Origin of the sequence: Delftia sp. JD2, assembly GCF_001682645.1 — a bacterium.
Lineage (GTDB): Bacteria > Pseudomonadota > Gammaproteobacteria > Burkholderiales > Burkholderiaceae_C > Comamonas > Comamonas acidovorans.
The window spans coordinates 82,266-107,449 of record NZ_LFJT01000015.1 but is presented as its reverse complement, the minus strand read 5'-3'; the positions used below and the strand labels follow the sequence as shown (position 1 = coordinate 107,449).

21 protein-coding genes are annotated in these 25,184 nt (G+C 68.0%); 14 read left to right on the top strand and 7 right to left on the bottom strand.

Annotated elements, in window-relative coordinates:
* Positions 1-230: 230 nt before the first annotated feature.
* Positions 231-2,399, bottom strand: coding sequence for a TonB-dependent siderophore receptor (locus tag ACM14_RS10815; RefSeq protein WP_065346134.1), 2,169 nt, complete (start codon positions 2,397-2,399; stop codon positions 231-233).
* Positions 2,400-3,111: 712 nt separating this feature from the next.
* Here ACM14_RS10815 and ACM14_RS10810 point away from each other — a divergent pair.
* Positions 3,112-4,296 (top strand): MFS transporter, encoded by a 1,185-nt coding sequence (locus tag ACM14_RS10810; RefSeq protein ID WP_170962147.1) that lies wholly within the window; start codon positions 3,112-3,114, stop codon positions 4,294-4,296.
* A gap of 94 nt (positions 4,297-4,390) precedes the next feature.
* Here the strand turns inward: ACM14_RS10810 and ACM14_RS10805 are convergent, their stop codons facing one another.
* The 3 genes from ACM14_RS10805 to ACM14_RS10795 form a co-directional block, all read right to left on the bottom strand.
* On the bottom strand, positions 4,391-4,801 hold the full coding sequence (locus tag ACM14_RS10805) for a hypothetical protein (protein WP_065346145.1): 411 nt from the start codon (positions 4,799-4,801) through the stop codon (positions 4,391-4,393).
* Between the two features lie 99 nt (positions 4,802-4,900).
* Entirely contained in the window at positions 4,901-5,176 is a 276-nt protein-coding gene (locus tag ACM14_RS10800; protein ID WP_013804073.1) for a hypothetical protein, read from the bottom strand.
* A gap of 199 nt (positions 5,177-5,375) precedes the next feature.
* Entirely contained in the window at positions 5,376-6,203 is an 828-nt protein-coding gene (locus ACM14_RS10795; protein WP_063327199.1) for a TOBE domain-containing protein, read from the bottom strand.
* Between the two features lie 103 nt (positions 6,204-6,306).
* On the opposite strand from ACM14_RS10795, the gene modA reads away from it, so the two are divergent.
* The 9 genes from modA to ACM14_RS10750 all read left to right on the top strand — a co-directional run bounded on the left by modA (position 6,307) and on the right by ACM14_RS10750 (position 16,382).
* Positions 6,307-7,068 carry a molybdate ABC transporter substrate-binding protein gene (gene modA, locus ACM14_RS10790; RefSeq protein ID WP_063327200.1) on the top strand — a complete coding sequence of 254 codons (762 nt, stop codon included), beginning with the start codon at positions 6,307-6,309 and terminating at the stop codon, positions 7,066-7,068.
* A 151-nt stretch (positions 7,069-7,219) separates the two neighbouring features.
* The gene (gene modB, locus ACM14_RS10785; protein ID WP_013804076.1) at positions 7,220-7,900 is read left to right on the top strand and encodes a molybdate ABC transporter permease subunit; all 681 of its coding nucleotides are present in this window, start codon (positions 7,220-7,222) and stop codon (positions 7,898-7,900) included.
* Positions 7,897-9,027, top strand: coding sequence for a molybdenum ABC transporter ATP-binding protein (gene modC, locus ACM14_RS10780; protein ID WP_065346132.1), 1,131 nt, complete (start codon positions 7,897-7,899; stop codon positions 9,025-9,027). Before modB ends, modC begins: the two co-directional genes overlap by 4 nt.
* A 52-nt stretch (positions 9,028-9,079) precedes the next feature.
* A complete protein-coding gene (fdhD, locus tag ACM14_RS10775) occupies positions 9,080-10,012 on the top strand; it encodes a formate dehydrogenase accessory sulfurtransferase FdhD (protein WP_065346131.1) in 933 nt (310 codons plus the stop codon).
* 73 nt (positions 10,013-10,085) lie between these two features.
* On the top strand, positions 10,086-10,484 hold the full coding sequence (locus tag ACM14_RS10770) for a hypothetical protein (protein WP_065346144.1): 399 nt from the start codon (positions 10,086-10,088) through the stop codon (positions 10,482-10,484).
* Positions 10,485-10,628: 144 nt separating this feature from the next.
* On the top strand, positions 10,629-11,957 hold the full coding sequence (gene miaB, locus ACM14_RS10765; protein WP_012203445.1) for a tRNA (N6-isopentenyl adenosine(37)-C2)-methylthiotransferase MiaB: 1,329 nt from the start codon (positions 10,629-10,631) through the stop codon (positions 11,955-11,957).
* A 221-nt stretch (positions 11,958-12,178) separates the two neighbouring features.
* Positions 12,179-14,467: a tetratricopeptide repeat protein gene (locus ACM14_RS10760; RefSeq protein WP_065346130.1), complete on the top strand. Its 2,289-nt coding sequence runs from the start codon at positions 12,179-12,181 to the stop codon at positions 14,465-14,467.
* Positions 14,464-15,711 (top strand): collagen alpha-1(I) chain, encoded by a 1,248-nt coding sequence (locus ACM14_RS10755; RefSeq protein ID WP_084027348.1) that lies wholly within the window; start codon positions 14,464-14,466, stop codon positions 15,709-15,711. Before ACM14_RS10760 ends, ACM14_RS10755 begins: the two co-directional genes overlap by 4 nt.
* On the top strand, positions 15,708-16,382 hold the full coding sequence (locus ACM14_RS10750; RefSeq protein ID WP_012203442.1) for a DUF1266 domain-containing protein: 675 nt from the start codon (positions 15,708-15,710) through the stop codon (positions 16,380-16,382). The genes ACM14_RS10755 and ACM14_RS10750 overlap by 4 nt, the downstream gene beginning before the upstream one ends.
* Before the next feature lie 48 nt (positions 16,383-16,430).
* On the opposite strand, the gene ACM14_RS10745 is transcribed toward ACM14_RS10750, so the two are convergent.
* From ACM14_RS10745 to ffh, 3 genes are all read right to left on the bottom strand, one after another.
* Positions 16,431-16,835 (bottom strand): helix-turn-helix domain-containing protein, encoded by a 405-nt coding sequence (locus ACM14_RS10745; protein ID WP_065346129.1) that lies wholly within the window; start codon positions 16,833-16,835, stop codon positions 16,431-16,433.
* A 62-nt stretch (positions 16,836-16,897) separates the two neighbouring features.
* Positions 16,898-17,452 (bottom strand): C40 family peptidase, encoded by a 555-nt coding sequence (locus tag ACM14_RS10740; protein WP_012203440.1) that lies wholly within the window; start codon positions 17,450-17,452, stop codon positions 16,898-16,900.
* Between the two features lie 106 nt (positions 17,453-17,558).
* Entirely contained in the window at positions 17,559-18,953 is a 1,395-nt protein-coding gene (gene ffh / locus ACM14_RS10735; RefSeq protein ID WP_012203439.1) for a signal recognition particle protein, read from the bottom strand.
* Positions 18,954-19,210: 257 nt separating this feature from the next.
* Here ffh and ACM14_RS10730 point away from each other — a divergent pair, with 257 nt between their 5' ends.
* The 4 genes from ACM14_RS10730 to ACM14_RS10715 all read left to right on the top strand — a co-directional run bounded on the left by ACM14_RS10730 (position 19,211) and on the right by ACM14_RS10715 (position 25,182).
* The gene (locus ACM14_RS10730) at positions 19,211-23,116 is read left to right on the top strand and encodes a response regulator (protein ID WP_065346142.1); all 3,906 of its coding nucleotides are present in this window, start codon (positions 19,211-19,213) and stop codon (positions 23,114-23,116) included.
* Complete coding sequence (locus tag ACM14_RS10725; protein WP_065346128.1) at positions 23,109-24,035, top strand: diguanylate cyclase; 927 nt, start codon at positions 23,109-23,111, stop codon at positions 24,033-24,035. The genes ACM14_RS10730 and ACM14_RS10725 overlap by 8 nt, the downstream gene beginning before the upstream one ends.
* Before the next feature lie 83 nt (positions 24,036-24,118).
* Positions 24,119-24,934 (top strand): inner membrane protein YpjD, encoded by an 816-nt coding sequence (gene ccsA, locus ACM14_RS10720; protein WP_013804087.1) that lies wholly within the window; start codon positions 24,119-24,121, stop codon positions 24,932-24,934.
* Entirely contained in the window at positions 24,931-25,182 is a 252-nt protein-coding gene (locus ACM14_RS10715) for a PP0621 family protein (protein ID WP_013804088.1), read from the top strand. The genes ccsA and ACM14_RS10715 overlap by 4 nt, the downstream gene beginning before the upstream one ends.
* Positions 25,183-25,184: the final 2 nt, after the last annotated feature.

Here is a 25,184-nt window from a genome sequence, read left to right as displayed (position 1 = left end):
TGGAGAACTCGGAATGCCAAACTGTAATGAGAATTGTTTTTATTGGCAAAACCTGCGAGATATCGCCGCACTGCACCGCAAGGTCATAGACGGACCCGGGTGGCCAACGGGCAGTGAACGGACGGCAATGGGAGCGCTTGCGGCGCACGGGCCGCAGCGGGCGCCAGCCTAGCACGGCGCCCTTGGCGCCAGGGCCAAAGACCCCGCGCTGGCGCAGCGCCGGCCGGGCCTCAGAACTTGTAGTTCAGGCTGACATTCACCGAGCGCGGCTCGCCCCAGGTGTAGGTGCTGTAGTAGCTGAAGATGGTGTAGTACTTCTTGTCCAGCAGGTTGCGCACGTTGACGGTGGCCGACAGCTGTTTGCTGAACTCGTAGCGCGCCATCATGTCCAGCAGCCAGTAGCCCTTGACGGTGTGAACGGCCGTGCCGCCCGACGGCGTGGAGATGTCGCCCCAGGTCTTGTCCTGCCAGCGCGCGCCGCCGCCCACCGTCAGGCCGGAAAGCGGGCCGTCCAGCCTGTAGCTGGTGTGCAGGCTGAACTGGTTGGAGGGCGTGAGCGTGGCCACGCGCTTGCCTTGGTCGCGCGAAATGGCATGCGAGAAACCGGCCTGCAGTTGCCAGGCGGGCGTGATCTGGCCGGATATCTCCGCCTCGAAGCCGCGCGTCCTGACGCCATCGACGGCCCGGTAGGCCGTGGCGCCGCCGGGCGTCAGGCCGCCGGTCTCGATACCGAAGTTGTCTTGCTGAAGCTGGAACAGCGCCGCCGTTGCATTGAGGCGGCCGTCCATGAAGGCCGCCTTGACGCCTACCTCGGCGTTGTTGCCGCGCAGCGGGTCCAGCGCCTTGCCGCTCTCGTTTTGCTTGGACTGCGGGCTGAAGATGCTGGTGTAGCTGGCGTAGACCGAATAGTTGCCATTGAGGTCGTAGATCGCGCCCACATAGGGCACGAAAACGCCGGTCTCGCGCTGACCCTGCACCTGGTTGCGATAGTTGGACCAGCGCCCGCCCGTGATCAGCTTGAGGTCGGCCGACAGGTTCCAGCGCGCCGCCGTGTAGAAGCCCTGCTCCTTGGTCACTTCGCTGTTCACGTAGTCGGGTGAGGCGCCCCACACCGGCAGGCGCGAATCGCCATTCCAGTGGTAGTAGTCATTGACCGTGGACACATAGTCGGCGGGCAGTTGCCAGTAGCCATCGTTCTTCCAGTGGCGCCTTGCTACGCTGGCGCCCAGCACCAGTTCGTGCTCGCGCCCGCCCAGCGAGAAGGGCCCGCTGGCATAGGCATCGAGCGCATTGCTGGTGGTGCGGCCTATGTACTGGCCGCGCCACAGCGACACGCCGGAGCCGTCGGCCGGGTTGGGGAAGCCCGCAGCCGCCGCGCCCAGGTTGGCGTTGTAGCCGTTGATCTGGTGGTTGAACTGCGCCTTGGCCACCCAGCCGTTGCTGAAGCTGTGCTCCAGCGTGGCAAAGGCCGTGCGCGTGTACTGGTCCCAGCGGCTCCAGCGCGTGCCGTTGTTGTGCGAGCGCGGCATGTCATTGAATTGGCCATCGGCATTGAGCAGGGGAATGCCGCCCCAGGTGGAGTTGACCGGACGGTTGTTCTGCGCATCGCCGCCCAGCGTCAGCAAAGTGCGTGGCGTCAGGTCCATTTCCACAATGCCGTAGAGCGTCGCGGTCTTGCGCGAATAGCGGTCCATGAACGAGTCCTTGTCCTGGTAGGCCGCCACGCCACGCGCGCGCACGCTGCCGCTTGCATTGAGTGCGCCGCCCACATCCACCTCGGTGCGGTAGTTGCTCCAGCTGCCCGCAGAGATGGACGCATGCCCGCGGAAATCGCGCGTGGGCTTCTTGCGGATCAGGTTGATGGTCGCGCCCGGAGTGCCGCTGCCCGTGAGCAGGCCGGTTGCGCCCTTGAGCACCTCGACGCGGTCATAGATCGCCATGTCGCTGAGGGTGTTGCCGGCCGAGTACGCGGAGTCGCGCATCATCGGAATGCCGTCGTACTGGAAGTTCTGGATGGCGAAGCCGCGGGCGTAGTACTCGGTGCGCTCGCTGTCATAGGTGACGATGCTGATGCCGGGCGTGTGCTCCATCACCTGGTCGATGGAGGTGAGGTTGAAGTCATCCATCTTCTGGCGTGTGACCACGCTGATGGACTGCGGCGTCTCGCGCGGCGTCAGCACCATGCGCGTGGCTGTGGCAATGGTGCCCGGCGTATAGGAGCCCGAGCCTTCGGTCACCTCGCCCAACTGGTTGGAGATCACGGTGACCGTGGGCAGCGTGGCCGGGTTCTGCGCGTCCGGCAATGCCTGAGCCTGGGCGGACAGAGTGCCGATGGCAAGGGAGATGGCCAGCGCAAGAGGCGCAGGGCGATGGCGGGGTCGAAGGCGATGCAGTGGCATGAAAAGCTCCGGGAGAACAGCAATACGGCAATAAAAAAACTTCCTCGCCATGCCCTCCGATGGGTCGAAGGGCACGAAGAGAAAGCGAATGAGATTTGTTCTCATTATCGTTTCTTCAATTGCCTGGGCCATCGGCAGCACAGGGGCTGCTGCATCCGCGCAACACCCGAATCCGTCCCGAGCCCGCCGGGCAGTACCAGCCGTCCATGCCGTAGAAGCTGTCTGGCAAGCCAGCCCTACTTGCCTTGTCCGGCCACTTCCCTTACCATTGCGCCCGCTCGCATGGGCCGCCCTCTCCTCGCAGGGCCTGCCCACTGCCTCAAAGCCCTGATCGCCCAGCCGATTTCAGGGCTTTCGCTTTTTGCAGAAGCGGTCTTTTGGCGCTGCACCTTGCGCTCTGTCTTTGCGCGCAGCCCCTGCCATGCTCCGGCATGCCGGCCGCCCAGCTTGTTTTCCCACCAGGATTTCCCGTGCCCATCGCCACTCCAGGATGCCGCACACGCGCAGCGTGCCCGCACGCCGGCCCAGCCGGCGGCGCAGGCGTTTTGCGTGATGCCGCACCCCAGCGAGAGCGCGCGCCGTCCTGGCTTTCAAGGATTTTCACGTGACCATCACTTCCTCCGGGGCGCTCGCAGCCAATGCTGCCGGCGCCAGCACAGACACGCATGTCGGCACACATGCCACCCAGGTCAATGGCTACAGCTGGAAGGCCCTGGCCGGCTCGGCCGTGGGCTATGCCATGGACGGCTTCGACCTGCTGATCCTGGGCTTCATGCTGTCGGCCATTTCGGCCGACCTGCACCTCACGCCGGGCCAGGCCGGTTCGCTGGTGACCTGGACGCTGATCGGTGCCGTGTTCGGCGGCATCTTCTTCGGCCTGCTCAGCGACCGCTACGGGCGCATCCGCGTGCTGACCTGGACCATCATGCTGTTCGCAGTCTTCACGGGCCTGTGCGCCTTCGCGCAGGGCTACTGGGACCTGCTGGCCTACCGCACGATTGCGGGCATCGGCCTGGGCGGCGAGTTCGGCATCGGCATGGCACTGGCCGCCGAGGCCTGGCCTGCCCGCCACCGCGCCCGCGTCTCGTCCTACGTGGCCCTGGGCTGGCAAATGGGCGTGCTGGGCGCGGCGCTGCTGACGCCGCTGCTGCTGCCCCTCATCGGCTGGCGCGGCATGTTCCTGGTGGGCGTGATACCGGCCGTGGTGGCCTGGGTGATCCGCAACAAGCTGCACGAGCCCGAAGTCTTCGTGAAGCGCCAGCAGTCCGCCACGCCCTCGGCCCGCGTGCCGGTGCTGCAAAGCCTGAAGCTGCTGGTGAAGGACCGCGCCACGACCAAGGTCAGCCTGGGGGTGATCGTGCTGACCTCGGTCCAGAACTTCGGCTACTACGGCATCATGATCTGGATGCCCAGCTTCCTGTCCAAGCAACTGGGCTTCAGCCTGACCAAGTCCTCGATATGGACTGCCGTGACCGTGGTGGGAATGATGGTCGGCATCTGGGTCTTCGGCCAGCTGGCCGACCGCATCGGCCGCAAGCCCAGCTTCCTGATCTTCCAGCTGGGCTCGGTCATCATGGTCGTGCTCTATTCGCAGCTGTCCGACCCCACGGCCATGCTCTGGGCGGGGGCCCTCATGGGCCTGTTCGTCAACGGCATGATGGGCGGCTACGGCGCCGTGATGAGCGAGGCCTACCCCACCGAGGCGCGCGCCACCGCGCAGAACGTGCTGTTCAACATCGGCCGCGCCGTGGGCGGACTGGGCCCGGTGGTGATCGGTGCGCTGGCCATGAGCTATTCGTTCCAGGTGGCGATCGCCCTGCTGGCGGCCATCTATGTGCTGGACATGCTGGCCACGGCCTTCCTGATCCCCGAACTCAAGGGACGCGAGCTGTCCTGAGCGGCTCAGATTCTCCGGCTCAAAACGATGCCCCACAATGCAAAGAGCTGCCGATGGCAGCTCTTTTTTTGTCCGGCAACCGGCGTGCCCAGGCTCAGCCGCCTTCGCTGCACTCCAGGTTTTCGATGCGGTCTGCCGCCTCGCGGATGCCTTCCTGGAACATCTGGTCTCCCAGCATCACGGAGACCTGGCCCTCAAAGCCGCGCAGCTTGATCAGCGCGGCCTCGTAGCCGCCGCTGCCCATGCGCTTGAGGCCGCACAGCGCATAGAGCTTGGCCACGGGAGATCGGCGCGGATCGTCGATCACCGACAGCAGGACGGCATTGGCCTCGGGCCGCCTGAGCATGGCCTCCAGGTGCCGCTCCGCAGGCGAGATCTCGCCCGCGAACCCGACCAGCCCCAGGTTGAACTGCGAGGCATCCAGAGGAGCCGGGTCCAGCGGACGGGACATGGCCGGGGTGGACAGGAGCAGGCAGATCAGGGCGGCGGACAGGGTGGTCTTCATGGCAGTGGCAAGGCCGTGGATGGCCTGGTGAGGCAGTCGAAAAGGATCTTCGATGCAAAGCGTGGCGGCAGGTTCCCCCACCACCGCCTTCATCCGCCTTCATCCGCCAAACAGCCACCCTGCGGCCAGCGTGCCGGCATAAAACAGCAGCAGGGTCACAGGCACCAGATGCCAGCCCCAGACCCGGAACCACCAGTGATTGAACCAGGTCACCAGCGCACCGATGACGGCGCAGATGGCCAGCGCATCCAGCCGCTGCTGAAAACTGTCAGCAACACCTTCGGACGCGAAGAAGATGAACGCCGCGATGAAGGAACACAGCAGGGCGGTGTAGACCGCCACTTTCTCTTGCCTGCGCAATTTCAGGATGCTCATGGAGGGCCAGGGAGGTTTCGATGATTCGGTCGCCAGAAAAGCCCGCGCCGCCAGAGCGCGCAGGTTTCACAGCGGCGCAATTCTTCGTATACCGCCCTGAATGCGCCATCAGACCCGTCCGAATCTGCAGCCACTGCTGCGCATGCGCAACGCGCTGCTGCTCCTTCAACGCTCCATCCGCTCCACCCGCTCCATCCGCTCAATCGGCCACGGCCAGCACCACGGCGGCCTCCGGCACCGTCAGCCAGACCTTGCGCCCTGCGCGCAAGGTCCAGGACTCGCCCTCTGCCGGCTCGGCCGCGTAGCCCACGCCGCTACCGCCCCAAGGCAGTTGTGCCACTACTTCACGCGGCCCCGCCCTGTCGGCCCGGGCCACGCGCTGCACCTGGGCGGGCCAGGCATTGGCCTGGGCATGCACATCGGAGCGTGGCGCTGAAGGCAGCACCTGCACGGCTGCGGCCTTGCACAGCGCCATCAGGGGCAGGCCCGGCGCCAGGCCCAGCAACTGGGCGCTTTCTTCGGTGATGCGTGCGGCAATGCCTGATGCATCCCCGCCGCCATCGGGCAGCAGCCAGACGCGGACCTGGGCGCCCTGCGCCTGCAGGGCACCAACCCGGCAAGGCCACAGATTGCGCATGCTGGTGCGCAGGCCCAGCCCCAGCCCGGGAGGCGTCGAAGAAACGCCGGCGGGCCTGCCAAAGCGCTGCAGCACCTGCGCGCGCGCCTGCTCCAGCGCATCGGCCATGGCCAGCAGGGACTGCCCGGCCTCGGTGATGCGCGCGCCACCACCGCCGGCACCGCCCACCGAGCGCTCCACCAGGGCACGGCCCGCCAGATTGGTCAGCACATCCAGCGCCTGCCAGGCCGCCTTGTAGCTGACACCCGCCTCGCGCGCGGCCTGGGAAATCGAATGCCCTGCCGCGATATGCCGCAGGATGGCGATGCGCCGGTCGGCCAGGTCATGGCCCAGCGCGGGCACCAGGTCTGAGGGAGAAGCGGGGGTTGCGGCTGTCATGCGCAGCATCATGCCCGCCAAGCGTTATTTCCCGCCAAGCAAAACGCCTGCACCCTGCATGCGCATTTTCAGGTCGTTACACTGCGCTATTCACCAACGGAATAGCGAGAGACCCATGAACGTGAACCAGCCCCTGCGTGCCACCGCCTTCGCCGCCCTTGCCCTGTTCGGCTGGGCCGCCGCGCAGGCCGCCGAAGTGTCGGTGGCCGTCGCCGCCAACTTCACGGCGCCCATGCAGAAGATCGCCGCCGAGTTCGAGAAGGACACCGGCCACAAGGCCCTGCTGTCCTTCGGCGCCACGGGCAAGTTCTATGCGCAGATCGTCAACGGCGCGCCCTTCCAGATCCTGCTGGCCGCCGACGACACCACGCCCGAGAAGATCGCCAAGGAAGGCCGCGGCCTGCCCGATTCGCGCTTCACCTACGCCATCGGCCAGCTGGTGCTGTGGAGCCCCAAGGCCGGTTATGTGGACGACAAGGGCGAGGTCCTCAAGACCGGCGACTACAAGCACATCGCCGTGGCCAATCCCAAGCTGGCGCCCTACGGCACGGCCGCCATGGAAGTGCTGAACAAGCTGGGCATCACGGCCCAGGTGCAGCCGCGCATCGTCATGGGCGAGAACATTGCCCAGACCTACCAGTTCGCGGCCACGGGCAATGCCCAGCTGGGCTTCGTGGCCCTGTCGCAGGTGATGGAAAACGGCAAGCTGCGCGAAGGCTCGGCATGGCAGGTGCCCGGCTCCATGCACGAGCCCATCCGCCAGGACGCCATCGTGCTCAACAGCGGCAAGGACAACGAAGCCGCCGCCGAGCTGATGAAGTACCTGCGCGCCGACAAGGCCCGTGCCATCATCCGCTCCTACGGCTATAGCTTCTGACACCTGTTGAGGCGCGCTTGCGCGCCTTCCCTCTCTCCTGGGGAGGGGGCGGCCGGCATGGGCCCGTGCTCAGCGTCGCTGAGCCGGGCCGCGCCGGTTTCGTGCGTTGAGTGAGATCCAACAGCGCTGCGAACCACTGAATTCTTCCCGCATGATTCTTACCGCCGACGACTACGCCGCCATACGGCTGACGCTGAAACTTGCCAGCGTGACCACGGTGCTGCTGCTGACGCTGTGCACGCCGCTGGCCTGGTGGCTGGCGCATACGCGCTCGCGCTGGCGCGGCCCGATTGGCGCTGTGGTGGCGCTGCCCCTGGTGCTGCCGCCCACGGTGATCGGTTTTTACCTGCTGGTGACCATGGGTCCCAACGGCCCCGTGGGGCAGCTGACGCAGGCGCTGGGGCTGAGCACCCTGCCCTTCACTTTTCCGGGCCTGGTCATCGGTTCGCTGGTCTATTCCATGCCGTTCACGGTGCAGCCGCTGCAGCGCGCCTTCGAATCCCTGGGCACGCGGCCCATGGAGGCTGCGGCCAGCCTGGGCGCGGGGCCGCTGGACCGCTTCTTCACCGTGGCGCTGCCGCTGGCGCGGCCGGGCTTCATCACGGCGGCCGTGCTGACCTTTGCGCACACCGTGGGCGAGTTCGGCGTGGTGCTGATGCTGGGCGGCAATATTCCCGGCGTGACGCGCGTGGTCTCGGTACAGATCTACGACCATGTGGAGGCCATGGAGTACGCCCACGCCCACTGGCTGGCAGGCGGCATGGTGGTGTTCTCCTTCCTGGTTCTTCTGGCCCTGCATCTGTTGCAGCCGCGTGAGGAGCGCCGCGCATGATGACCGCCTTCTCTCCCTCCCTGATGTCCGACGCCGCGCACTCCCACCCCTCCTCGGAAATCATCGCAAACCTGGCGCTGGAACGTGCCGACTTCCGCCTTGACGTGCAGCTGCAGCTGCCCGGGCGCGGCGTCACCGCCCTGTTCGGCCCCTCGGGCTGCGGCAAGACCACCTGCCTGCGCGCCCTGGCAGGACTGGAGCGCGCGCGCGGCCGCGTCGCCGTCAACGGCGAGGTCTGGCAGGACGATGCGGCCAGCCAATGGCTGCCCACGCACCGCCGTGCGCTGGGCTATGTGTTCCAGGAGGCCAGCCTGTTCCCGCACCTGACCGTGCGGCGCAACATCGACTACGGCATGCGGCGCACGCCGGCCGCACGGCGCAAGGTGTCCCAGGACCAGGCCGTGTCCCTGCTGGGCATAGGCCACCTGATGGACCGCATGCCCTCCACCCTGTCGGGCGGCGAGCGCCAGCGCGTGGCCATTGCGCGGGCGCTGGCCACCAGCCCGCGGGTGCTGCTGATGGACGAGCCGCTGGCCGCGCTGGACGCCCAGCGCAAGGCCGAGGTCCTGCCCTACCTGGACCAGCTGCGCCGCGAACTCGACATTCCCGTCCTCTACGTCAGCCACTCCATCGACGAGGTCGCTCGCCTGGCCCAGCACCTGGTGCTGCTCAAGGCCGGTGGCCTGGTCGCCGCCGGCGCCACCAGCGAGCTGCTGGCACGGCTGGACCTGCCCCTGAGCATGGGCGACACGGCAGCGGCCATGGTCAGCGCACAGGTCCAGCAGCACGATCCCGATGCACACCTGAGTACGCTGTCCTTCGATGGCGGGCGCCTGCGCCTTGTCATGGCCTCCCCGCGCCCCATCGGCGAAACCGTGCAGTTGCGCGTGCAGGCACGCGATGTGAGCCTGAGCCTGCAGCACCCGCAAGACAGCAGCATCCTCAATATCCTGCCTGCCACCGTGCAGGAGCTGCGCGAGGACGGCCCGGGCCAGGTCATGGTCTCGCTGCAGCTGGGCCCGTCCCGCCTGCTGGCACGCATCACCCTGCATTCCGCCCGGCAGCTGGGCATTGCGCCGGGCATGCATGTCTTCGCCCAGATCAAGGGCATGGCATTGCTGGACTGAGCACGCGCGGCGGCGCCGATATCATGCGGAAGCCGCCTGCGCAGCCCACGCCATGAACGCCACCACCGAACACGCCCCCGCACCCGTCCCCGCCCCAGACGCAGGCCCCGGCGCAGCAGATGCTGCATGCGCCGCCCCGCCTGCCATTGCCGCGCTGCGCACGCATGCGGTGGCGCGCCACCGGCTCGGTGAAGGCGGCGCCGTCAGCATCCAGGCCGAACCACAGGTGCTGGCCAGCGAAGTCCCCATCGCCCTGGTGTTCAATGGCATCTCCCATGCCGTGATGATGGGCACGCCCTCGGACCTGGAAGACTTTGCGCTGGGCTTTGCGCTCACCGAAGGCATTCTGGACAGCGCTGCCGACTGCTACGGCATCGAGGTGCGCACCGTGGCTGCACAGGCCGCAGGCCTTCCGTCCGGCATGGACGGCATCGAGGTGCAGCTGGACGTGGCCTCGCGCTGCTTCGCCCGCCTCAAGGACCGGCGCCGCAGCATGAGCGGGCGCACGGGCTGCGGTGTCTGCGGCGTGGACAGCTTCGCGGCGCTGGACCTGTCCTTCGACCCCCTGCCCGCGCACGACTGGATCGCCCGTGTCGATGCCGACACCGTCTGCGCAGCCATCGCGGCACTGCCGCCGCTGCAGTTGCTCAACGCCGAAGCCGGCGCCGTGCATGCCGCAGGCTGGGCAGGGCTGGACGGGCAGCTGACGGATGTGCTCGAAGACGTGGGCCGCCACAACGCGCTGGACAAGCTGGTCGGCCGCCTCTCCCGCACGGGCCGCCTGGGCGAGGCCGGCTTTGTCGTGCTCTCCAGCCGCGGCAGCCATGAGCTGGTGCGCAAATGCGCCAAGGTCGGCATCGCCGCCCTGGCCACCATCTCCGCGCCCACGGCCATGGGCGTGCAGATGGCCGAACTGATCGGCCTGCGCTTCTGGGGCCTGTGCCGCCCGCCCAAGGCGGTGCTGTATGCGCCGGGCCGCACCTGAACCAATGCCCGAGTGCCGCGCCTGCGCAGCGGCAAGTTCGTAGAATTGCGGGTTCAGCCCCTGGATGTACACCATGAACCGCTGCAAGCCCCATTTCTCTACCGTCCGCCGCCTGTGTGCCGGCGCCCTGCTCGCCGGCCTGGCCTGCGCCAGCCTGGGCGCGGCCGCGCAGGGCCTGCCGTCCAACGAGACGCGCAATTTCCCGCCGCAGGCCCAGTTCGGCGAGCTGGTCGTGACCCAGTTCCCTGAGGTGGAGATCGACGGCAAGACCATTCGCACCAGTCCGGGCTTTCGCCTGTTCAGCCCTGAACGCACGCTGGTGCAGGCCATCAATTACCAGGGCAGCAAGCTCGTGGTGGGCTATGTGATCGAGCCGCAGACGCAGTGGCTGCACCAGGCCTGGATCCTGACCAAGGCCGAGGCCGACAAGCACTACAAGCCCAAGTCGATGCTGCAGCGCATCTTCAACTGAGCACAGCACGTACACGGCTGACGCGGCCCGCGCCTTGCGGGGCGCAGCGGCCCGGCCATGGGGCATGCCGCCGCCTGGCCGAGCCACCTTCATTTTTTGCAGACCGCCGCTTGCAGTGCGGCGGCTGCCTGACGGAACCCCACCATGTCCAAGAAAGTCTTTATCAAAACCTTCGGCTGCCAGATGAACGAGTACGACTCGGACAAGATGGCCGATGTGCTGGGCGCAGCCCAGGGCTACGAATCCACCGATGACCCGGAGCAGGCCGACCTGATCCTGTTCAACACCTGCTCTGTGCGCGAGAAGGCGCAGGAGAAGGTGTTCAGCGACCTGGGCCGCTACAAGCACCTGAAGGAACGCGGCGTGCTCATCGGCGTGGGCGGCTGCGTGGCCAGCCAGGAGGGCGAGGAAATCATCAAGCGCGCACCCTATGTGGACGTGGTCTTCGGCCCGCAGACCCTGCACCGCCTGCCCGAGCTGCTCAATGCACGCGCCGCCAAGCACAAGCCCCAGGTCGATATCAGCTTTCCCGAGATCGAGAAATTCGACCACCTGCCGCCCGCGCGCGTGGAAGGCTCCTCGGCCTTCGTCTCCATCATGGAAGGCTGCTCCAAGTACTGCAGCTACTGCGTCGTGCCCTATACGCGCGGCGAGGAAGTCAGCCGTCCGTTCGAGGACGTGCTGATCGAGGTCGCCGGCCTGGCCGACCAGGGCGTGAAGGAAGTCACGCTGCTGGGCCAGAACGTCAACGCCTACCTGGGCAAGATGGGTGACACGGCCGAGATCGCCGACTTTGCCCTGCTGCTGGAGTACGTGTCCGAGATCCCCGGCATCGAGCGCATCCGCTACACCACCAGCCACCCCAACGAGTTCACGCCACGCCTGATCGAGGCCTACGCTCGGCTGCCCAAGCTGGTCAGCCACCTGCACCTGCCCGTGCAGCACGGCAGCGACAAGATACTCATGGCCATGAAGCGCGGCTACACGGCCATGGAATACAAGAGCACCATCCGCAAGCTGCGCGCCATCCGGCCCGAAATGGCCATGAGCAGCGACTTCATCGTGGGCTTCCCCGGCGAGACGGAGGAAGACTTCCAGAAGATGATGAAGCTCATCCACGACGTGCGCTTCGACAACAGCTTCAGCTTCATCTTCAGCCCCCGCCCCGGCACGCCGGCCGCCAACCTGCACGACGACACGCCGCACGAGGTCAAGCTGCGCCGCCTGCAGGAGCTGCAGGCCGTGATCAACAACAACATCAAGGACATCAGCGACGAGCGCGTGGGCACGGTGCAGCGCCTGCTGGTGGAAGGCCTGTCCAAGCGCGATGGCAGCGAACTCATGGGCCGCACCGAGTGCAACCGCGTGGTCAACTTCCCGGGCAACGAGCGCCTGATCGGCCAGATGATCGATGTGAAGATCACCGAGGCCCGCACCTTCACGCTGCGCGGCGAAGTCGTGGTGCGCCACTGAGCCCAACCCGATCCCGGCGGCCCCGGTGGCCCCGGTGGCCCAGCGACCTCCTGCGTAACCCAAGCCCGGCAATGCCGGGCTTTTTTGCATGTAACAGGACGTGAAAACAGCCCGGCCACTCTGGCAGGGTGCCGGCTGGCCCGCTAGCATCGCGGGGTCGCCGCCCTGAGGTCCGTCGGCCTGCATGGCTTTTCCAGCTTCGCTTGCTTGCTATCGATTCCATGAACACCTCCCAGCCCGCCACCGCCCAGGCCGCCCTTGAGGGCGAAGCCCTGCATGCCTTCATGGACCAGGCGCACGACCTGCTGCAGCAGGAGGATGATGCCAGCCCCATCGCCCCGGCCGAACGCCAGGCGGCCGTCATGGAGCTGCTCTCCCAGCAGCGTTTCGCCCCGGCCACGGTGGGCGAGCTGGAGCGCCTGCACGATCTCTGGCTGGACCTGGAACGGCCCGAGACCGCCAACGCACTGCTGCGCGAACACCGCGCTGCCACGCTGCAGCCCTTGCAGGGCGACAACCACCTGCTGGCCACGGCCAGCCTGGCGCTCAGCGACATCCAGAGCCGGCTGCGCTTTGACCGTGAAGGCGGCGTGGCCCTGCTCGCGCCCGCTGCCGATCTCATGGGCCGGCTGCCGCATACCGGCGAGCCCTACCGCTACTGGAACGGCTGGCACTACCTGGCCCGCGAAGCCCAGGCCTGGGAGCTGGCCGAGCAAGGCGTGGACCTGCAGCGCAGCCACGAACGCAGCGACCCGGATGGCGAGGCCTCCCCCGCGCGCCGCGACGCGCGTGCCTGCCTGCGCAAGGCCGAGCTGGCCCGTCTGCGCGGCGATGTGCCCGCCACCGTGCACCAGGTGCAGGCTGCCACGGCGCTGCTGACCCAGGCCGATGCAGAGCAGAACGTGGACTTCGACGACTGGCTGCACCTCGCGCGCGAGGTCCTGCCGCTGGCCCCGCAAAGCGTTCCGGCCGTGCTCATGGCGGCGGAGCAGCACCTGGCCCGCACCGAAAGCCCTGCCGCATCGCAGGCGGTGCGCACGCACCGCAAGGTCCATGCGGCCCGGCTGCAGGCCATGGCCTGCCATGCCATGGGCCAGCCCGAGGCCGCGCTGCAGCTGGCCGCGCTGGGCCGCTTCGGCCTGGTGGATGACTCCGACGATGCCTTCAGCGGCCTGGTGCTGCGGTGGCTGGAAGAGGCGGGGCGCCTGGCCGATGCGGCGGACCTGGCGCTGGAAAGCGTGCTGCACAGCCGCCCCGGATCGGCCCGTCAGGGCTATGAACTGGCCTTGCGCAGAGTGGACAGCGACACCGCCCATGCACCGGCCTGGGCGCTGATCCTGGCCTGGGCGGGACTGGATTCCGACATGCAGGAGATCCTGGAAGACAGCCCGGCTGCTCCGCGCAGCGCCGACGACTACCTGGCCCTGGCGCGCACCCAGGCGCCCGGCCACCCTCTGCTGGACCTGATCGACGGCTGGCGCCTGGCCAAGGACCGCCAATGGGAGCAGGCCCTGCCTCTGCTGGAGCGCGGCGTGACCGACCAGCCCCGGCACGCCAACTCCGAGCTGCTGCCCATGCTCTGGGCCGCGCGCTTCGCCGTGCTGCCCGCCGCGCAGGCGCTGCAGCGCCCCTTTGCGCAGGGCCATGGCGCCCACTGGTGCTATGCAGCGGGCGTGACCCTGGACGACGAGGACGACCTGGCCGCCATCATGGGCGAAGGCCGGCAGGTGCCGGGCGACGAGGTGCGCGAGCCGCTGGTGCAGCGTTACTACGAAGAGGGCCTGGCCCGCTTCGAGGCCTTCTGGGCCAGCGGTCAGGGCCGGTACAAGGACGCGCACCTGCACGTCTACTCCATGCTCTGCAACAACCTGGCCATCAAGTACCGCTCGCAGCAGCGCTATGACGAGGCGGCGGCCCTGCACCACAAGGGCCTGTCCAGCAGCCCCTTTGCCGAACACCATGACGGCCTGCTGTGGTGCGCCATCCGCCGTGACGACCGCCCCGGCATCGTCACGGCGGCCGAGCAGCTGTGGCACTTCACCCAGGACTACGGCTACAGCCGCCACTGCCCCACGGACTACTTCCCCAGCGCGGCGCTGGCGCTCTACCAGCTGGGCCGCGCAGGCGAAATCGGCATCTGGCTGGAGCGCCTGGACCAGTGGTTCGAGGAACTGGACGAGGACGACCAGCGCGAACAGCGGCGCGACTACCTGGCCTCGCTGATGTCCCTGCTCGACTTCTTCTCCGAAAACCATGGCGAACTGGTGCGCCCGCGCCTGGACGCCCTGCTGCCCGAAGTGCGCGCCCTGGGCGAGTGCTACACGCTGCGCCGCCTGGCCTGCGCCATGGAAAGCTGCGGCCCCATCGACCAGGCCGTGGCCCTGCACCGCGAGGCCATCGCCAAGCTCACGCCCGACGACGGCGAGGCCGAGCACAGGATGGCAAAGGACGGCCTCAAGCGCTGCCTCAAGCTGCGCTCGGACAGCAAGCCCTGGTGGAAGCTGTGGTGAACCCGGGCGCCGGTGCCAACGCCGCCAGCGCCTATCGGCCGCGCGACGTGGTCAATGCGCCAGCCATCAAGCAGCGCATCCGCGAGCGCAGCGCCGCACGCGGCGACAGCGAGGAGATCGCCGCCTGGCTGGCCAACCACTTCTACCGCCATGTGATCGGCAACCTCAACGCCGATCCGCCTGCCGTGCAGCCCGTGTCCACGCAGGCCGAGCTGCTGCGCCTGCACCGGCGCCCCGAGCCCGCCGCCTGGGCACTGGAGCGCCTGCGTGAACATGCGGCCCGCCAGCCGCTGTCACCGGACAGGCCCGCGGCTGACGGCAACGCGCCGCTGTGGTGGGTGGAGCCCGACAGCGCACCCCTGCTGGCGCTGGAGAGCCGGCTGCTGGAGTTCCTGTCCACCCGGCGCGGCACCGCGCTGGAGGGCAAGCTGCAGCGCATCAACTGCCCGCAGGCGCTGGCGCGCTGGACGCTGGAGCACCTGGCCTTCGCCCGGAGAAGCGACAGCGGCTGGGCCGAGCACCGGCCCGGCGCCGTGCGCCCGCTGCTGCGTGGCCAGCTGGGTGTCTTCGTCGAATTCGATGCCCAAAGCCCGGACCTGCGCGCCGAAATGGCCTATGAAAGCCAGATGATGCGCCACTGCCTGGGCCAGTTCAGCGAGCGCGGCGCACTGCGCGGCGGCTATGGCGAGCACTATGCCGAAGCCTGCGAGCAGGGCCGGCTGCGGCTGTTCAGCTACCGCACGGGCACGGCCCAGCCGCGCATCACCGTCAGCGCCCAGGTGCGGGACGACGGGCGGCTGCGCATCGACCAGATCAAGGGCAAGCAGAACCGCCCGCCGATTGCGCGCTATCTGGCCGATGTGCTGGCCCTGCTCAATCACCTCGATACCGATGGCGAGGCGCCGGCGGACGCCCTGGCCATGGGCATCGTGCGCCGACCGGCACAGCTGCTGGCCACGGGCAGCGCGGCTGCCTGGTGTGCGGCCAGCGAGCTGCACACCGAGGCCGAGCAGCTGTGGCTGCTGCAGTCCCACCCGGCGCTGCTGGAGCAGCTGGACATCCGGTCGCCCCTGATGCAATGGCTGGTCGCGGCACGCCGCGACACCGTGCCCGTGCCCGCCTTCGAGCGCATGCCGCGCAGCGCGGCCCTGCAGCAGTCACTGGAGCTGGCGCGCCGCCGGGCGGGATCGCCCGGATCGCCGGGAACGCCGGGAACGCCGGGCAGGACAGGAAATCCGCGATGAACGCCTTCACCCTTGTTGTGCTGTCTGCATTGGTCTGGTGGGCAGTGCGCGCCGGCCTGCGGCGCATGCGTGCGTCGCGCCAACGCGGGGACTTCAGCAGCTACCGCAGCGGTGACGCGGCACTGGACTGGGCCCTGGCCCTGGCCCATCCCATGGCCTTTCACGCCATCCAGGGCGGCTTTGCGGACCGGCAGCTCAACGGCGCCGACTCCGCACTGACGACCCAGTTGCGCCCCATGGTGCTGCACCACCTGGGCCTGCGCACCGACCTGGACGATGCCCAGATCGCACGCCAGTTGCCCGACGGCCTGCGCCAGCGCTGGTTCACGCTGGACCTGCAGCGCCTGCAGGCCGGTGACGATCCCCATGCCGCCATGGCCTTTGCCTGCGCGCGCGTGGCCTTCCATGTGCGCTGCGCCTGGCTGCTGGGCTGGGTGGACGAGGCCCTGCACCAGCAGATCCTGCACCTGAACGCATGCCGCGCGCGGGACTGCTTTGACAGCTGGCAGGCCTTCGGCCAGGCCTACGCACGCGGCCGCAGCCAGTGGCTGGCCCGTGGCCGCGCCGACGTGCTGGGGTGCAGCGTGACGCCCGAGCAAGTGCAGCAGTGGGTGGCCGATCCGCGCCACCCCTGGCATGCCATGCCCTGGCAGCAGCAGGCCGTCCGGTGACTGCCGCCAGGCGGGAGCGCCGCCTGCCCTGCCTGCCCTGCCCGGTGCTCAGCCTTCGCCATGCACCTTGGCGAAGGTGAGGATCACCTCCCGCACCACCTGGCGCTGAGGCGCGGGCAGCTTCAGAAAGGCATCGAAGGTTTCTCGTTCGAGATAGCCCACGTCCGGCTCCTGGCATTCGAGCGGCGACGGCAGGGACGGCGGGGACCGCTGGGCCGACTCGCCATAGCGCAACACATCGGGCTCGACCTCGAGCAAACCCGCCAGCAGCACCAGCTTGTCCTGCTCGGGAACGGCCTCGCCGTTCAGCCAGCGCGAGACCGCCTGGAACGAGATCGGCCGCCCCCAGTAACTGGAATTGAACAGCTTCAGAAGCACGCTGGGCCGGGGCTCCAGTCCCGCAGCCTCGATGGCCTGGCGCAGGCGCAGTGCGAATTCGAGCTTGTTACGCATTCCGACACCCTGGATTTCCCTGGAATCTTGATTGAATCATCAGCCCGTCGCCCGGCCAGCGTTCAGGCGAAGATGCTGCGCGCCTCGGTGAAGCGCTTGGCGAAATAGGTGTTGTCCATGCGCACGCGCTGCACCGTGCCGCCGCTGGACGGTGCATGCACGAACTGGCCATTGCCGACAAAGATGCCCATGTGCGAATAGCGCGCGCCCAGGGTATTGAAGAACACGAAGTCGCCGCGCTGCAGGCTGCGGCTGCCCACGGGATTGCTGAACTGCGCCCACTGCGCCGTGGTGCGCGGCAGGCGGTTTTCGGTGATGCCGCCCACGGCCCACTGGATCAGGCCGCTGCAGTCGAAACCGCCTTCGGGCGAATTGCCGCCATAGGTATAGGGCGTGTTGACCACAAGCATGGTGCGCGCCAGCAGCGCCTCGCGCAATTCGCCGTCCAGATTGAGCGCCTGCGGCGAAGGCACCGGCGCCGGGCCCGAGCCCTTGCGCGGAGCGGACGAGCAGCCAGCCAGCAGCACGGCGGCCGCCAGCAGACCCCAGTCACGGCGCGAGAGCCGCGCCCCGGTCACCGGAGACACCGCAAGGGAAGTCGAAACACCAGCCTTCATGGCGCTGCATGTTCTCACAAAGCCCTCGCGGCCAAAAGAAAAGCCGCAGGCTGCGCTGCGGCTTGGCGGTAAAGAGCGCGCGGCCCGGCGGCTCAGGCGGTGCCCATCAGAACGGGAGCTTGGGCATGCCGCCGCCACCGCCCATCATCCCCTTCATGGCCTTCATGCCGCCCATGCGCTTCATCATCTTCATGAGGCCGCCGCCCTTCATCTTCTTCATCATCTCCTGCATCTGCTCGAACTCCTTGAGCAGGCGGTTGACTTCCTGGACCTGCACGCCCGCGCCATCGGCAATGCGCTTCTTGCGCGTGGCCTTGATGATCTCGGGCTTCTTGCGCTCCTTGGCGGTCATGGAGCAGATGATGCCTTCCTTGCGGCGGATCTCGCGCTCGGCCTTGTCCATGTCCACCTGGCCGGCCTTGGCCGTGAGCTGGGCCGGCAGCTTGTCCATGAGGTTGGACAGGCCGCCCATCTGCTTCATCTGCTGGATCTGGGCCAGGAAGTCGTTGAGGTCGAAGCCGTCGCCGCTCTTGACCTTCTCGGCCAGCTTCTGCGCGGCCTCCATGTCCACGCCCTTGGTGACCTGCTCGACCAGGGCCACGATGTCGCCCATGCCCAGCACGCGCTGCGCGTGGCGGTCGGCGTCGAACACCTCCAGCCCGTCGATCTTCTCGGACACGCCGGCGAACTTGATGGGGGCGCCCGTGATCTGCCGCACCGACAGCGCCGCGCCACCGCGCGAGTCGCCGTCGAGCTTGGTCAGCACGATGCCGGTCAGTGGCAGCGCTTCCTTGAAGGCCTTGGCCGTGTTGATCGCATCCTGGCCCTGCATGGCATCGACGACGAACAGGGTCTCGACCGGCTTGAGCGTGGCGTGCAGATCCTTGATCTCGGCCATCAGCAGCTCGTCGATGGCCAGGCGGCCGGCCGTATCGACCAGCAGCACGTCAAAGAAGTGGCGCTTGGCGTAGTCCAGCGCGGCCACGGCGATGTCGTGCGGCTTCTGGTCAGGCGTGGAGGGGAACCACTCGGCACCGGCCTGGGCGGTCACGGTCTTGAGCTGCTCGATGGCGGCGGGGCGGTACACGTCGCCCGACACGGTGAGCACCTTCTTTTTGCGCCGCTCGATCAGGTGCTTGGCCAGCTTGGCCGTGGTCGTGGTCTTGCCGGCGCCCTGCAGGCCGGCCATCAGGATGACGGCCGGCGGCTGGGCGTTGAGGTTGATGTCGGCCACGCCCTCGCCCATGGTGGCGGCGAGTTCCTTGTTGACGATGGACACCAGCAGCTGGCCCGGCTGCAGCGAGCCCAGCACCTCCTGGCCCAGCGCCTTTTCCTTGACGCGCGCAACGAAGTCGCGCACCACGGGCAGGGCCACGTCGGCCTCGAGCAGGGCCATGCGCACTTCGCGCAGCATGTCCTGCACGTTGGATTCGGTGATGCGGGCCTGGCCGCGCATCTCCTTGACGAGTCGCGAAAGTTTGTCGGTCAGAGCGGAGGCCATAAGCGGGGAGGAACTGGAGTCGTCGGAAAGGAAAAGGTGTGCTGCAGCGAGCCAGCCGGGGCCAGGTGGCCAAGTGGGGCCGGGTCGCGGCACGGACCCTGCAGATCCCGATGATTCTACCCGCTGCCCCTGCCGGGGTAAGTACCGGCCTTCCGTGCCCCACGGCAGGCACCGGCCAGCAGTAACATGCGAAATGTTTCCATAGTTTATGGCTATCACATTCCGCAATGCTGGCTTGCTACCGCCTGGGAGTCTTCATGCCTGATACGCCGTATCGCCAGTTCCTGGACCGTGTGCCCGACGGGTTTCTTCTGTTTGACGAGCAGGGCGGCCTGCTCGATGCCAATGCCCAGGCCTGCGCCAGCCTGGGCCATCACAAGGCCGCCATGCTGGGGCTGGGCATCATGGACCTATGGCTGGACCTGGATGGACGGCCGCGTGATTTCTGGCGGGACATGGTCGTGGACAGCCAGGCCCTTCTGCGAGGCCGGCTGATCCGCCGCGATGGCAGCAGCTTGCCCGCCGAGATCCATGTCCATTGCCTGTCACTGTCGGGCAGGCGGCTTTTCTTCACTACCTGGCACGACCTCAGCGAACGCACCGGCCAGGACGAGCCGATCGGCCAGCCCAATGCGCAGCTTGAGCCGCACCTGCAAAACCGCACCTGGCCGTGGCAGGACTCGACGCGCCTGCTGGAGACCGTGATGCGCGAGACGCCCGACCTGGTCTTCGCCAAGGACCGGCAGGGCCGCTACACCTTCGCCAACCCCGCCACAGCCCGCTTTGCCGGGCGCGCGCCCGAAGACATCGTGGGCAAGACCGACCAGGAGCTTTTCTCCGACAGCAGCTTCACCGACGGCGACCGCCGGGTGCTGGACAGCGATGCGCCCGTGGTGATGGACGATCATTTGCTGGTCGACGGGCAGCGCCGCATCTTCCAGTCCACCAAGATTCCCTATCGCGATGCCGAGGGCCGGACCGTGGGCGTACTGGGCATTGCGCGCGACATCACCCTCATGCGCCAGACCGAGTCCCAGCTGCAAAAAAGCTACGACGTGCTGCGCCAGGCCGAACAGCTGGCGCGCCTGGGCAGCTGGACATGGGAACTGGACACCGGGCACTTTCAGGCCTCGGAGATGATGTATGTGATGAACGGCCTGGACCCCCAGGGTCCGCCACTGACGCGCCAGGCCCTGCGCGCCATGCTCGGGCCGCAGGATCTTGCCCGGCTCACCGCTGCCGTGGATCTGTGCATCAGCACCGGCCAGTCCTACAGCCTCGATGTGGTCCAGCGCTGCCCGGACGGCCGGCAGTTCGCCGCCCGCCTCATGGGTCGGGCCCTGCGCGACGAGCAAGGCCGCATCGTCGCGCTCAGCGGCACGCTGCAGGACCTGTCCGAACGCGAGGACGCACGCATGCGCCTCGAAGCCCTGGCCGACAACCTGCCCAGCGGCGCCATCTACCGCCTGGAAGGCGGCTTGACACAACTGCGGCTCAGCTACATCAGCGCCGGCATAGAGAACCTGATCGGCGTGCCGGCCCACGCCATCATGGCCGATCGGCAGGTCTACCTGAATGCCATCCATCCCGAGGATCTGCCGCTCTACCAGGGGATGATGCAACGCTCGATCGATACGCTGCGGGTCTTCGATTGCCGCTTTCGCGTGATCAGGCCCGACGGAGAGATCCGCTGGCTGCGCTGCCGCTCGGCCCCCCGGCGCTGTCAGGAGGGCATGGTCTGGGACGGCATCATGCTGGACATCACCCGCGAGCGCGAGGCCGAGCAGGCGCTGCATCAGGCCAAGGAAGCCGCCGAAGCGGCCGAACGCGCCAAATCGGATTTCCTGGCCATCATGAGCCACGAAATCCGCACACCCATGAATACCGTCATCGGCATGACGCGCCTGGTGCAGCAGACCGCGCTGACATCACGCCAGCGCGGCTACCTGGAGAAGGTGGAGCGCTCGGCCAGCGCCCTGCTGGCCGTGATCAACGACATCCTCGATTTCTCCAAGATAGAGGCGGGCATGCTGGCACTGGAGGAAGTGGACTTCGCCCTTGACGATGTGCTGGAGACCGTGACGGCCTCCACGGCGCTGCGCGCAGAGGAAAAGGGGTTGGAAGTGGTCTATGCGCTGGACCCGCAGCTGCCGCCCCGTTTGCGCGGCGACCCAATGCGCCTGGGCCAGGTGCTGACCAACCTGGTCGGCAACGCCATCAAGTTCACCGAGCATGGCGAGCTGGTGATCTCCCTGCATCTGGAGCCGCCGCCGCTGGACGCGCCTGCGGATGCCGATGCGGACACCACGGCAGCGCCCCTGCACCACCTGTGCGTGAGCGTGCGCGACACCGGCATAGGCCTGGATGCATCGCGGGCCGAGCGGCTGTTCCAGCCCTTCACCCAGGCCGACATCCAGACCACGCGCCGCCACGGCGGCACCGGCCTGGGCCTGGCCATCTGCCACAGGCTGGTGCAGCTCATGGGCGGCGAGATCGGCGTGTGCAGCCAGCCCGGCCAGGGCAGCAACTTCCGCTTCACGGCCAAGGTCCGGCTTGCCACGGATGCGCTGATGGACGGCCACGACAACCTGGGCAGCACCGGAGTTCTCATCGTCGATGACAACGCCAGCGCGCGCGAGGCGCTGGCTGCCATGGTGCGCAGACTGGGCATGCGCTGCGATACGGCGGCGGACGGCATGCAGGCGCTGCGCATGCTGCAAGAGGCCGCACGCCAGGAATCCCCCTATGGCCTGGCCCTGCTGGACTGGCGCATGCCCGGCATGGACGGACTGGAGCTGGCACGCCGCATGCGCGAGCGACAGGACCTGGTCAAGACCCCGGCCGCGCTCATGGTCACGGCCTTCGGGCGCGACGAAGTGCAGCTGCGTGCCGCGCAGTTTGGCCTGCGGGGCCTGCGGGGCCTGCTGATCAAGCCCCTGACCGCATCGGCATTGCGGTCCTCCATCCGGGAGGCGCTGCAGGACCCCGAATCGACCCAGCCTGAAGACCCGGCGGCCGGCCCGTCGCCACAGCAGCGCTACCCGGGCCTGCCTGGGCGCAGGGTGCTGGTGGTGGATGACAACGTGCTCAACCGCGAGGTGGCCACCGAGCTGCTGGAGCAGGCCGGCATATCGGTACAGACTGCGCAAGACGGTCTGCAGGCGCTGCGGCTGCTCGACAGCCAGCCTTTCGATGCCGTGCTCATGGACGTGCACATGCCCAGCATGGACGGCCTCAGTGTCACGCGCGCCCTGCGCACGCGCAGCGCGCTGCGGCATCTTCCGGTGATCGCGCTGACTGCGCAGGCCTATGTCGAGGAGCGCGCCCGGATCGAGGCCGCAGGCATGAATGCCCATCTGACCAAACCCGTTGACGATGTGCTGCTGTACGAGACGCTACAGCGCTGCCTGCGCGCAGCCCCGCCGACAACGGCAGCGCCTGCGCCGGCCCCGCCCTCCCGGCCCACGCCGCCAACCCCTGCCCCGGCCTGGGATCCTGTGCAGCTGCGGCAATGCCTTGCCAGCCAATCGCCGCGCATGCTGCATGCGATCGAAGGCTTTGCCCAGGACTTTGCCGATGCGCCGCAACAGCTGCGCCGCGCCGCGCGCAGCGGCAACTGGGCAACCGTGGCGTCGCTGGCGCATACCTTCAAGGGCAGCCTGGGCTACCTGGGCGCGAATCTGCTGGAGCAATGGTCGGCCATGGCCGAGACCGGCGCGCATGCCTGCCTGTCAGGCGACGGCAATGGCGGGAATGCCCGGCCCAGCGGTGATCTGCCATCCCTGGTGCAGGCGCTGGCCGATGGGCTGCAGGGCCTGCTGGCGGAAATCGCCGTGCGGTCCAGGCATGCGGCCTTGCCCCCCCTGGCCACGGTGTCCAGCGCTGCGCCCTCGCAGCAGCCGCAGCGGCAGCCGATGACCGCAGAGGAAGTCTCATCCACGCTGGCTCGGCTGCGGCTGCAGATTGCCGACAGCGACTATGCCGCCGTGGCCGAACTGGAACGGCTGCGGCCCCTGGTCAGCGGGCGCCATGCGTCCGTGCTGCAGCGCATCCAGCGCTGCACCGAGTCCCTGGAAACCGAGGCGGCGCTGCAGGCGCTCGATCAGCTGGCGCGGAGCATGGCTGCGAACCGGATGGCCCTACAGGGAGCTGCAGATGCTTGACGCCCTGACCGGGTCGGAGCTGCCCACGGTCCTCATCGTGGACGACGAGCGGCTGAACCGCAGCATGCTGGCCGAGCTGCTGAGCCCCCACTACCGAGTGCTGCTGGCCAAGGACGGCCCTGGCGCCCTGGTGGTCGCCCACCGCGAAGCCCACCGCCTGCAGCTGATCCTTCTGGACCTGGCCATGCCCGGCATGAACGGCTACGAGGTGCTGGGTGCGCTGCGCGCGCAGGAGCGCACTGCCCATATCGCCGTCATCTTCATCACCGGACAGAGCAATGCCGAGGCCGAGGAATACGGCCTGCGCCTGGGCGCGGCCGACTATGTCTCCAAGCCCATACGCCCCGCCGTGGTCGAGGTGCGCGTGCGCAACCAGATACGGCTGGCCCTGCAGCGCCAGGCCCTGGAACGCCTGGCCATGGTGGACGGGCTGACCGGCCTGGCCAACCGGCGCCACTTCGACGACGTGCTGGAGCGCGCCTACCGCCGCAGCCTGCGCACCGGCGAGCCCGTGGGCCTGGCTCTCATTGATATAGACCACTTCAAGCAATACAACGACTGCTATGGCCATGTGCAGGGGGACGAGGCGCTCAAGGCCGTGGCCGCCGCGCTGCAGCGCCATGCGCGCCGGCCCTACGACCTGGCCGCACGCTTTGGCGGCGAGGAATTCGCGCTCATCCTCCCCGGCGAAAGCGATGCGCCGGCCATGGCCGAGCATTTCCGCCAGGAAGTGCTGCGCCTGTCCATCGCCCACGCCGCCTCTCCCACGGCGCCGCAGCTCACCGTCAGCTGCGGCGTACTCACCGTGCGGCAGCCGTCTGCCGCGCCTTTGGAAACCTGGCTGCAGAAGGCGGACGGCCTGCTCTACCAGGCCAAGGCCCAGGGGCGCAATCGCATCGAGGCAGCCGTGGAGCCTTGAAAATGCGCGCCGAACCACGGCATGGCACCCGGATTCTGAGCCTGCACAACCGGCGGCGGGAAAGCCACAGCTATCATTGAAAGATGCTCTCCGTCCCCCTGATTTCCGCCAACGTATCGCCCCTGGGCTGGATGCTGGCGCTTGCCGCAGCCGTGGCCTATGCCGTGCCAGCCGCCGGCGCCCGACGCATCAGCCAGGCCGGCGCCCGCGTTGCCCTGCGCCTGGCCTGGGTGCTCCACGCCCTGGCCCTGGCCTGGGGCCTGCTCGGGGAGCAGCCTCACTTCGGCTTTGCACCGGCCCTGTCCATGACGGCCTGGCTGGTGCTCACCGTCTATGGCGTCGAGCAGCAGCTGTTCCCCAAGATGCGCGCGCAGCTGGCGCTGTCCGCGCTGGGCACGGCCGCCGTGCTCATGGCCGCGCTGTTTCCGGGAACGCCCCTGCATGTCAACGCCTCGCCCTGGCTTCCGCTGCACCTGGCACTGGGCATTGCCTCCTACGGACTGTTCGCGGCCGCCGTGGTCCACGCCTCGCTGATGACACGCGCCGAGCAGCACATGCGGCTGGGCGGCGGTGGCCATGACAGCGGCCTGCCGCTTCTCACGCTGGAGCGCCTGACCTTCCGCTTCGTGTCCGCAGGCTTTGTGCTGCTCACGGCCACGCTGGCCGCAGGCTGGCTGTTCGGCGAACAGCTCTATGGCAAGGCCTGGGTCTGGAACCACAAGTCTGTGTTCTCGCTGCTGTCGTGGCTGACCTTTGCCGTGCTGCTGATCGGCCGTGCGCGCTTTGGCTGGCGTGGCCGCAGCGCCGTGCGCATGCTCTATGCAGGCGCCCTGCTGCTGCTGCTGGCCTATGCGGGATCGCGCTTCGTCATGGAAGTGCTGCTGGAGCGCACCACATGAAGTACCTGCTGGTCCTGATCGTCATCATCATTGCCGTCGGCGTCTGGCGCAGCCAGCGCCGTGCCGAGGCCCGCGAGCGGCGCCACGCCGCTGCGCCGCGCAACCCGACCAATGCGCCGCTGGCGGCTCCACAGGACATGGTCGAGTGCGCGCACTGCGGCCTGCACCTGCCGCGCAGCGAGGCCATCGAAGCGGCCGGCCGCAGCTACTGCAGCGCAGAGCACCGCACCCTGGCGCAACGGCGCTGAGC

Coding starts and splice junctions, on each gene's coding strand:
- ACM14_RS10740 (WP_012203440.1), bottom strand. CDS start 17,452: ATGAAGGCTGGTGTTTCGACTTCCCTTGCGGTGTCTCCGGTGACCGGG.
- modB (WP_013804076.1), top strand. CDS start 7,220: ATGATTCTTACCGCCGACGACTACGCCGCCATACGGCTGACGCTGAAA.
- modC (WP_065346132.1), top strand. CDS start 7,897: ATGATGACCGCCTTCTCTCCCTCCCTGATGTCCGACGCCGCGCACTCC.
- ACM14_RS10715 (WP_013804088.1), top strand. CDS start 24,931: ATGAAGTACCTGCTGGTCCTGATCGTCATCATCATTGCCGTCGGCGTC.
- ACM14_RS10730 (WP_065346142.1), top strand. CDS start 19,211: ATGCCTGATACGCCGTATCGCCAGTTCCTGGACCGTGTGCCCGACGGG.
- ACM14_RS10800 (WP_013804073.1), bottom strand. CDS start 5,176: ATGAGCATCCTGAAATTGCGCAGGCAAGAGAAAGTGGCGGTCTACACC.
- modA (WP_063327200.1), top strand. CDS start 6,307: ATGAACGTGAACCAGCCCCTGCGTGCCACCGCCTTCGCCGCCCTTGCC.
- fdhD (WP_065346131.1), top strand. CDS start 9,080: ATGAACGCCACCACCGAACACGCCCCCGCACCCGTCCCCGCCCCAGAC.
- miaB (WP_012203445.1), top strand. CDS start 10,629: ATGTCCAAGAAAGTCTTTATCAAAACCTTCGGCTGCCAGATGAACGAG.
- ACM14_RS10815 (WP_065346134.1), bottom strand. CDS start 2,399: ATGCCACTGCATCGCCTTCGACCCCGCCATCGCCCTGCGCCTCTTGCG.
- ACM14_RS10745 (WP_065346129.1), bottom strand. CDS start 16,835: ATGCGTAACAAGCTCGAATTCGCACTGCGCCTGCGCCAGGCCATCGAG.
- ACM14_RS10760 (WP_065346130.1), top strand. CDS start 12,179: ATGAACACCTCCCAGCCCGCCACCGCCCAGGCCGCCCTTGAGGGCGAA.
- ACM14_RS10805 (WP_065346145.1), bottom strand. CDS start 4,801: ATGAAGACCACCCTGTCCGCCGCCCTGATCTGCCTGCTCCTGTCCACC.
- ACM14_RS10750 (WP_012203442.1), top strand. CDS start 15,708: ATGAACGCCTTCACCCTTGTTGTGCTGTCTGCATTGGTCTGGTGGGCA.
- ACM14_RS10795 (WP_063327199.1), bottom strand. CDS start 6,203: ATGATGCTGCGCATGACAGCCGCAACCCCCGCTTCTCCCTCAGACCTG.
- ACM14_RS10725 (WP_065346128.1), top strand. CDS start 23,109: ATGCTTGACGCCCTGACCGGGTCGGAGCTGCCCACGGTCCTCATCGTG.
- ccsA (WP_013804087.1), top strand. CDS start 24,119: ATGCTCTCCGTCCCCCTGATTTCCGCCAACGTATCGCCCCTGGGCTGG.
- ffh (WP_012203439.1), bottom strand. CDS start 18,953: ATGGCCTCCGCTCTGACCGACAAACTTTCGCGACTCGTCAAGGAGATG.
- ACM14_RS10770 (WP_065346144.1), top strand. CDS start 10,086: ATGAACCGCTGCAAGCCCCATTTCTCTACCGTCCGCCGCCTGTGTGCC.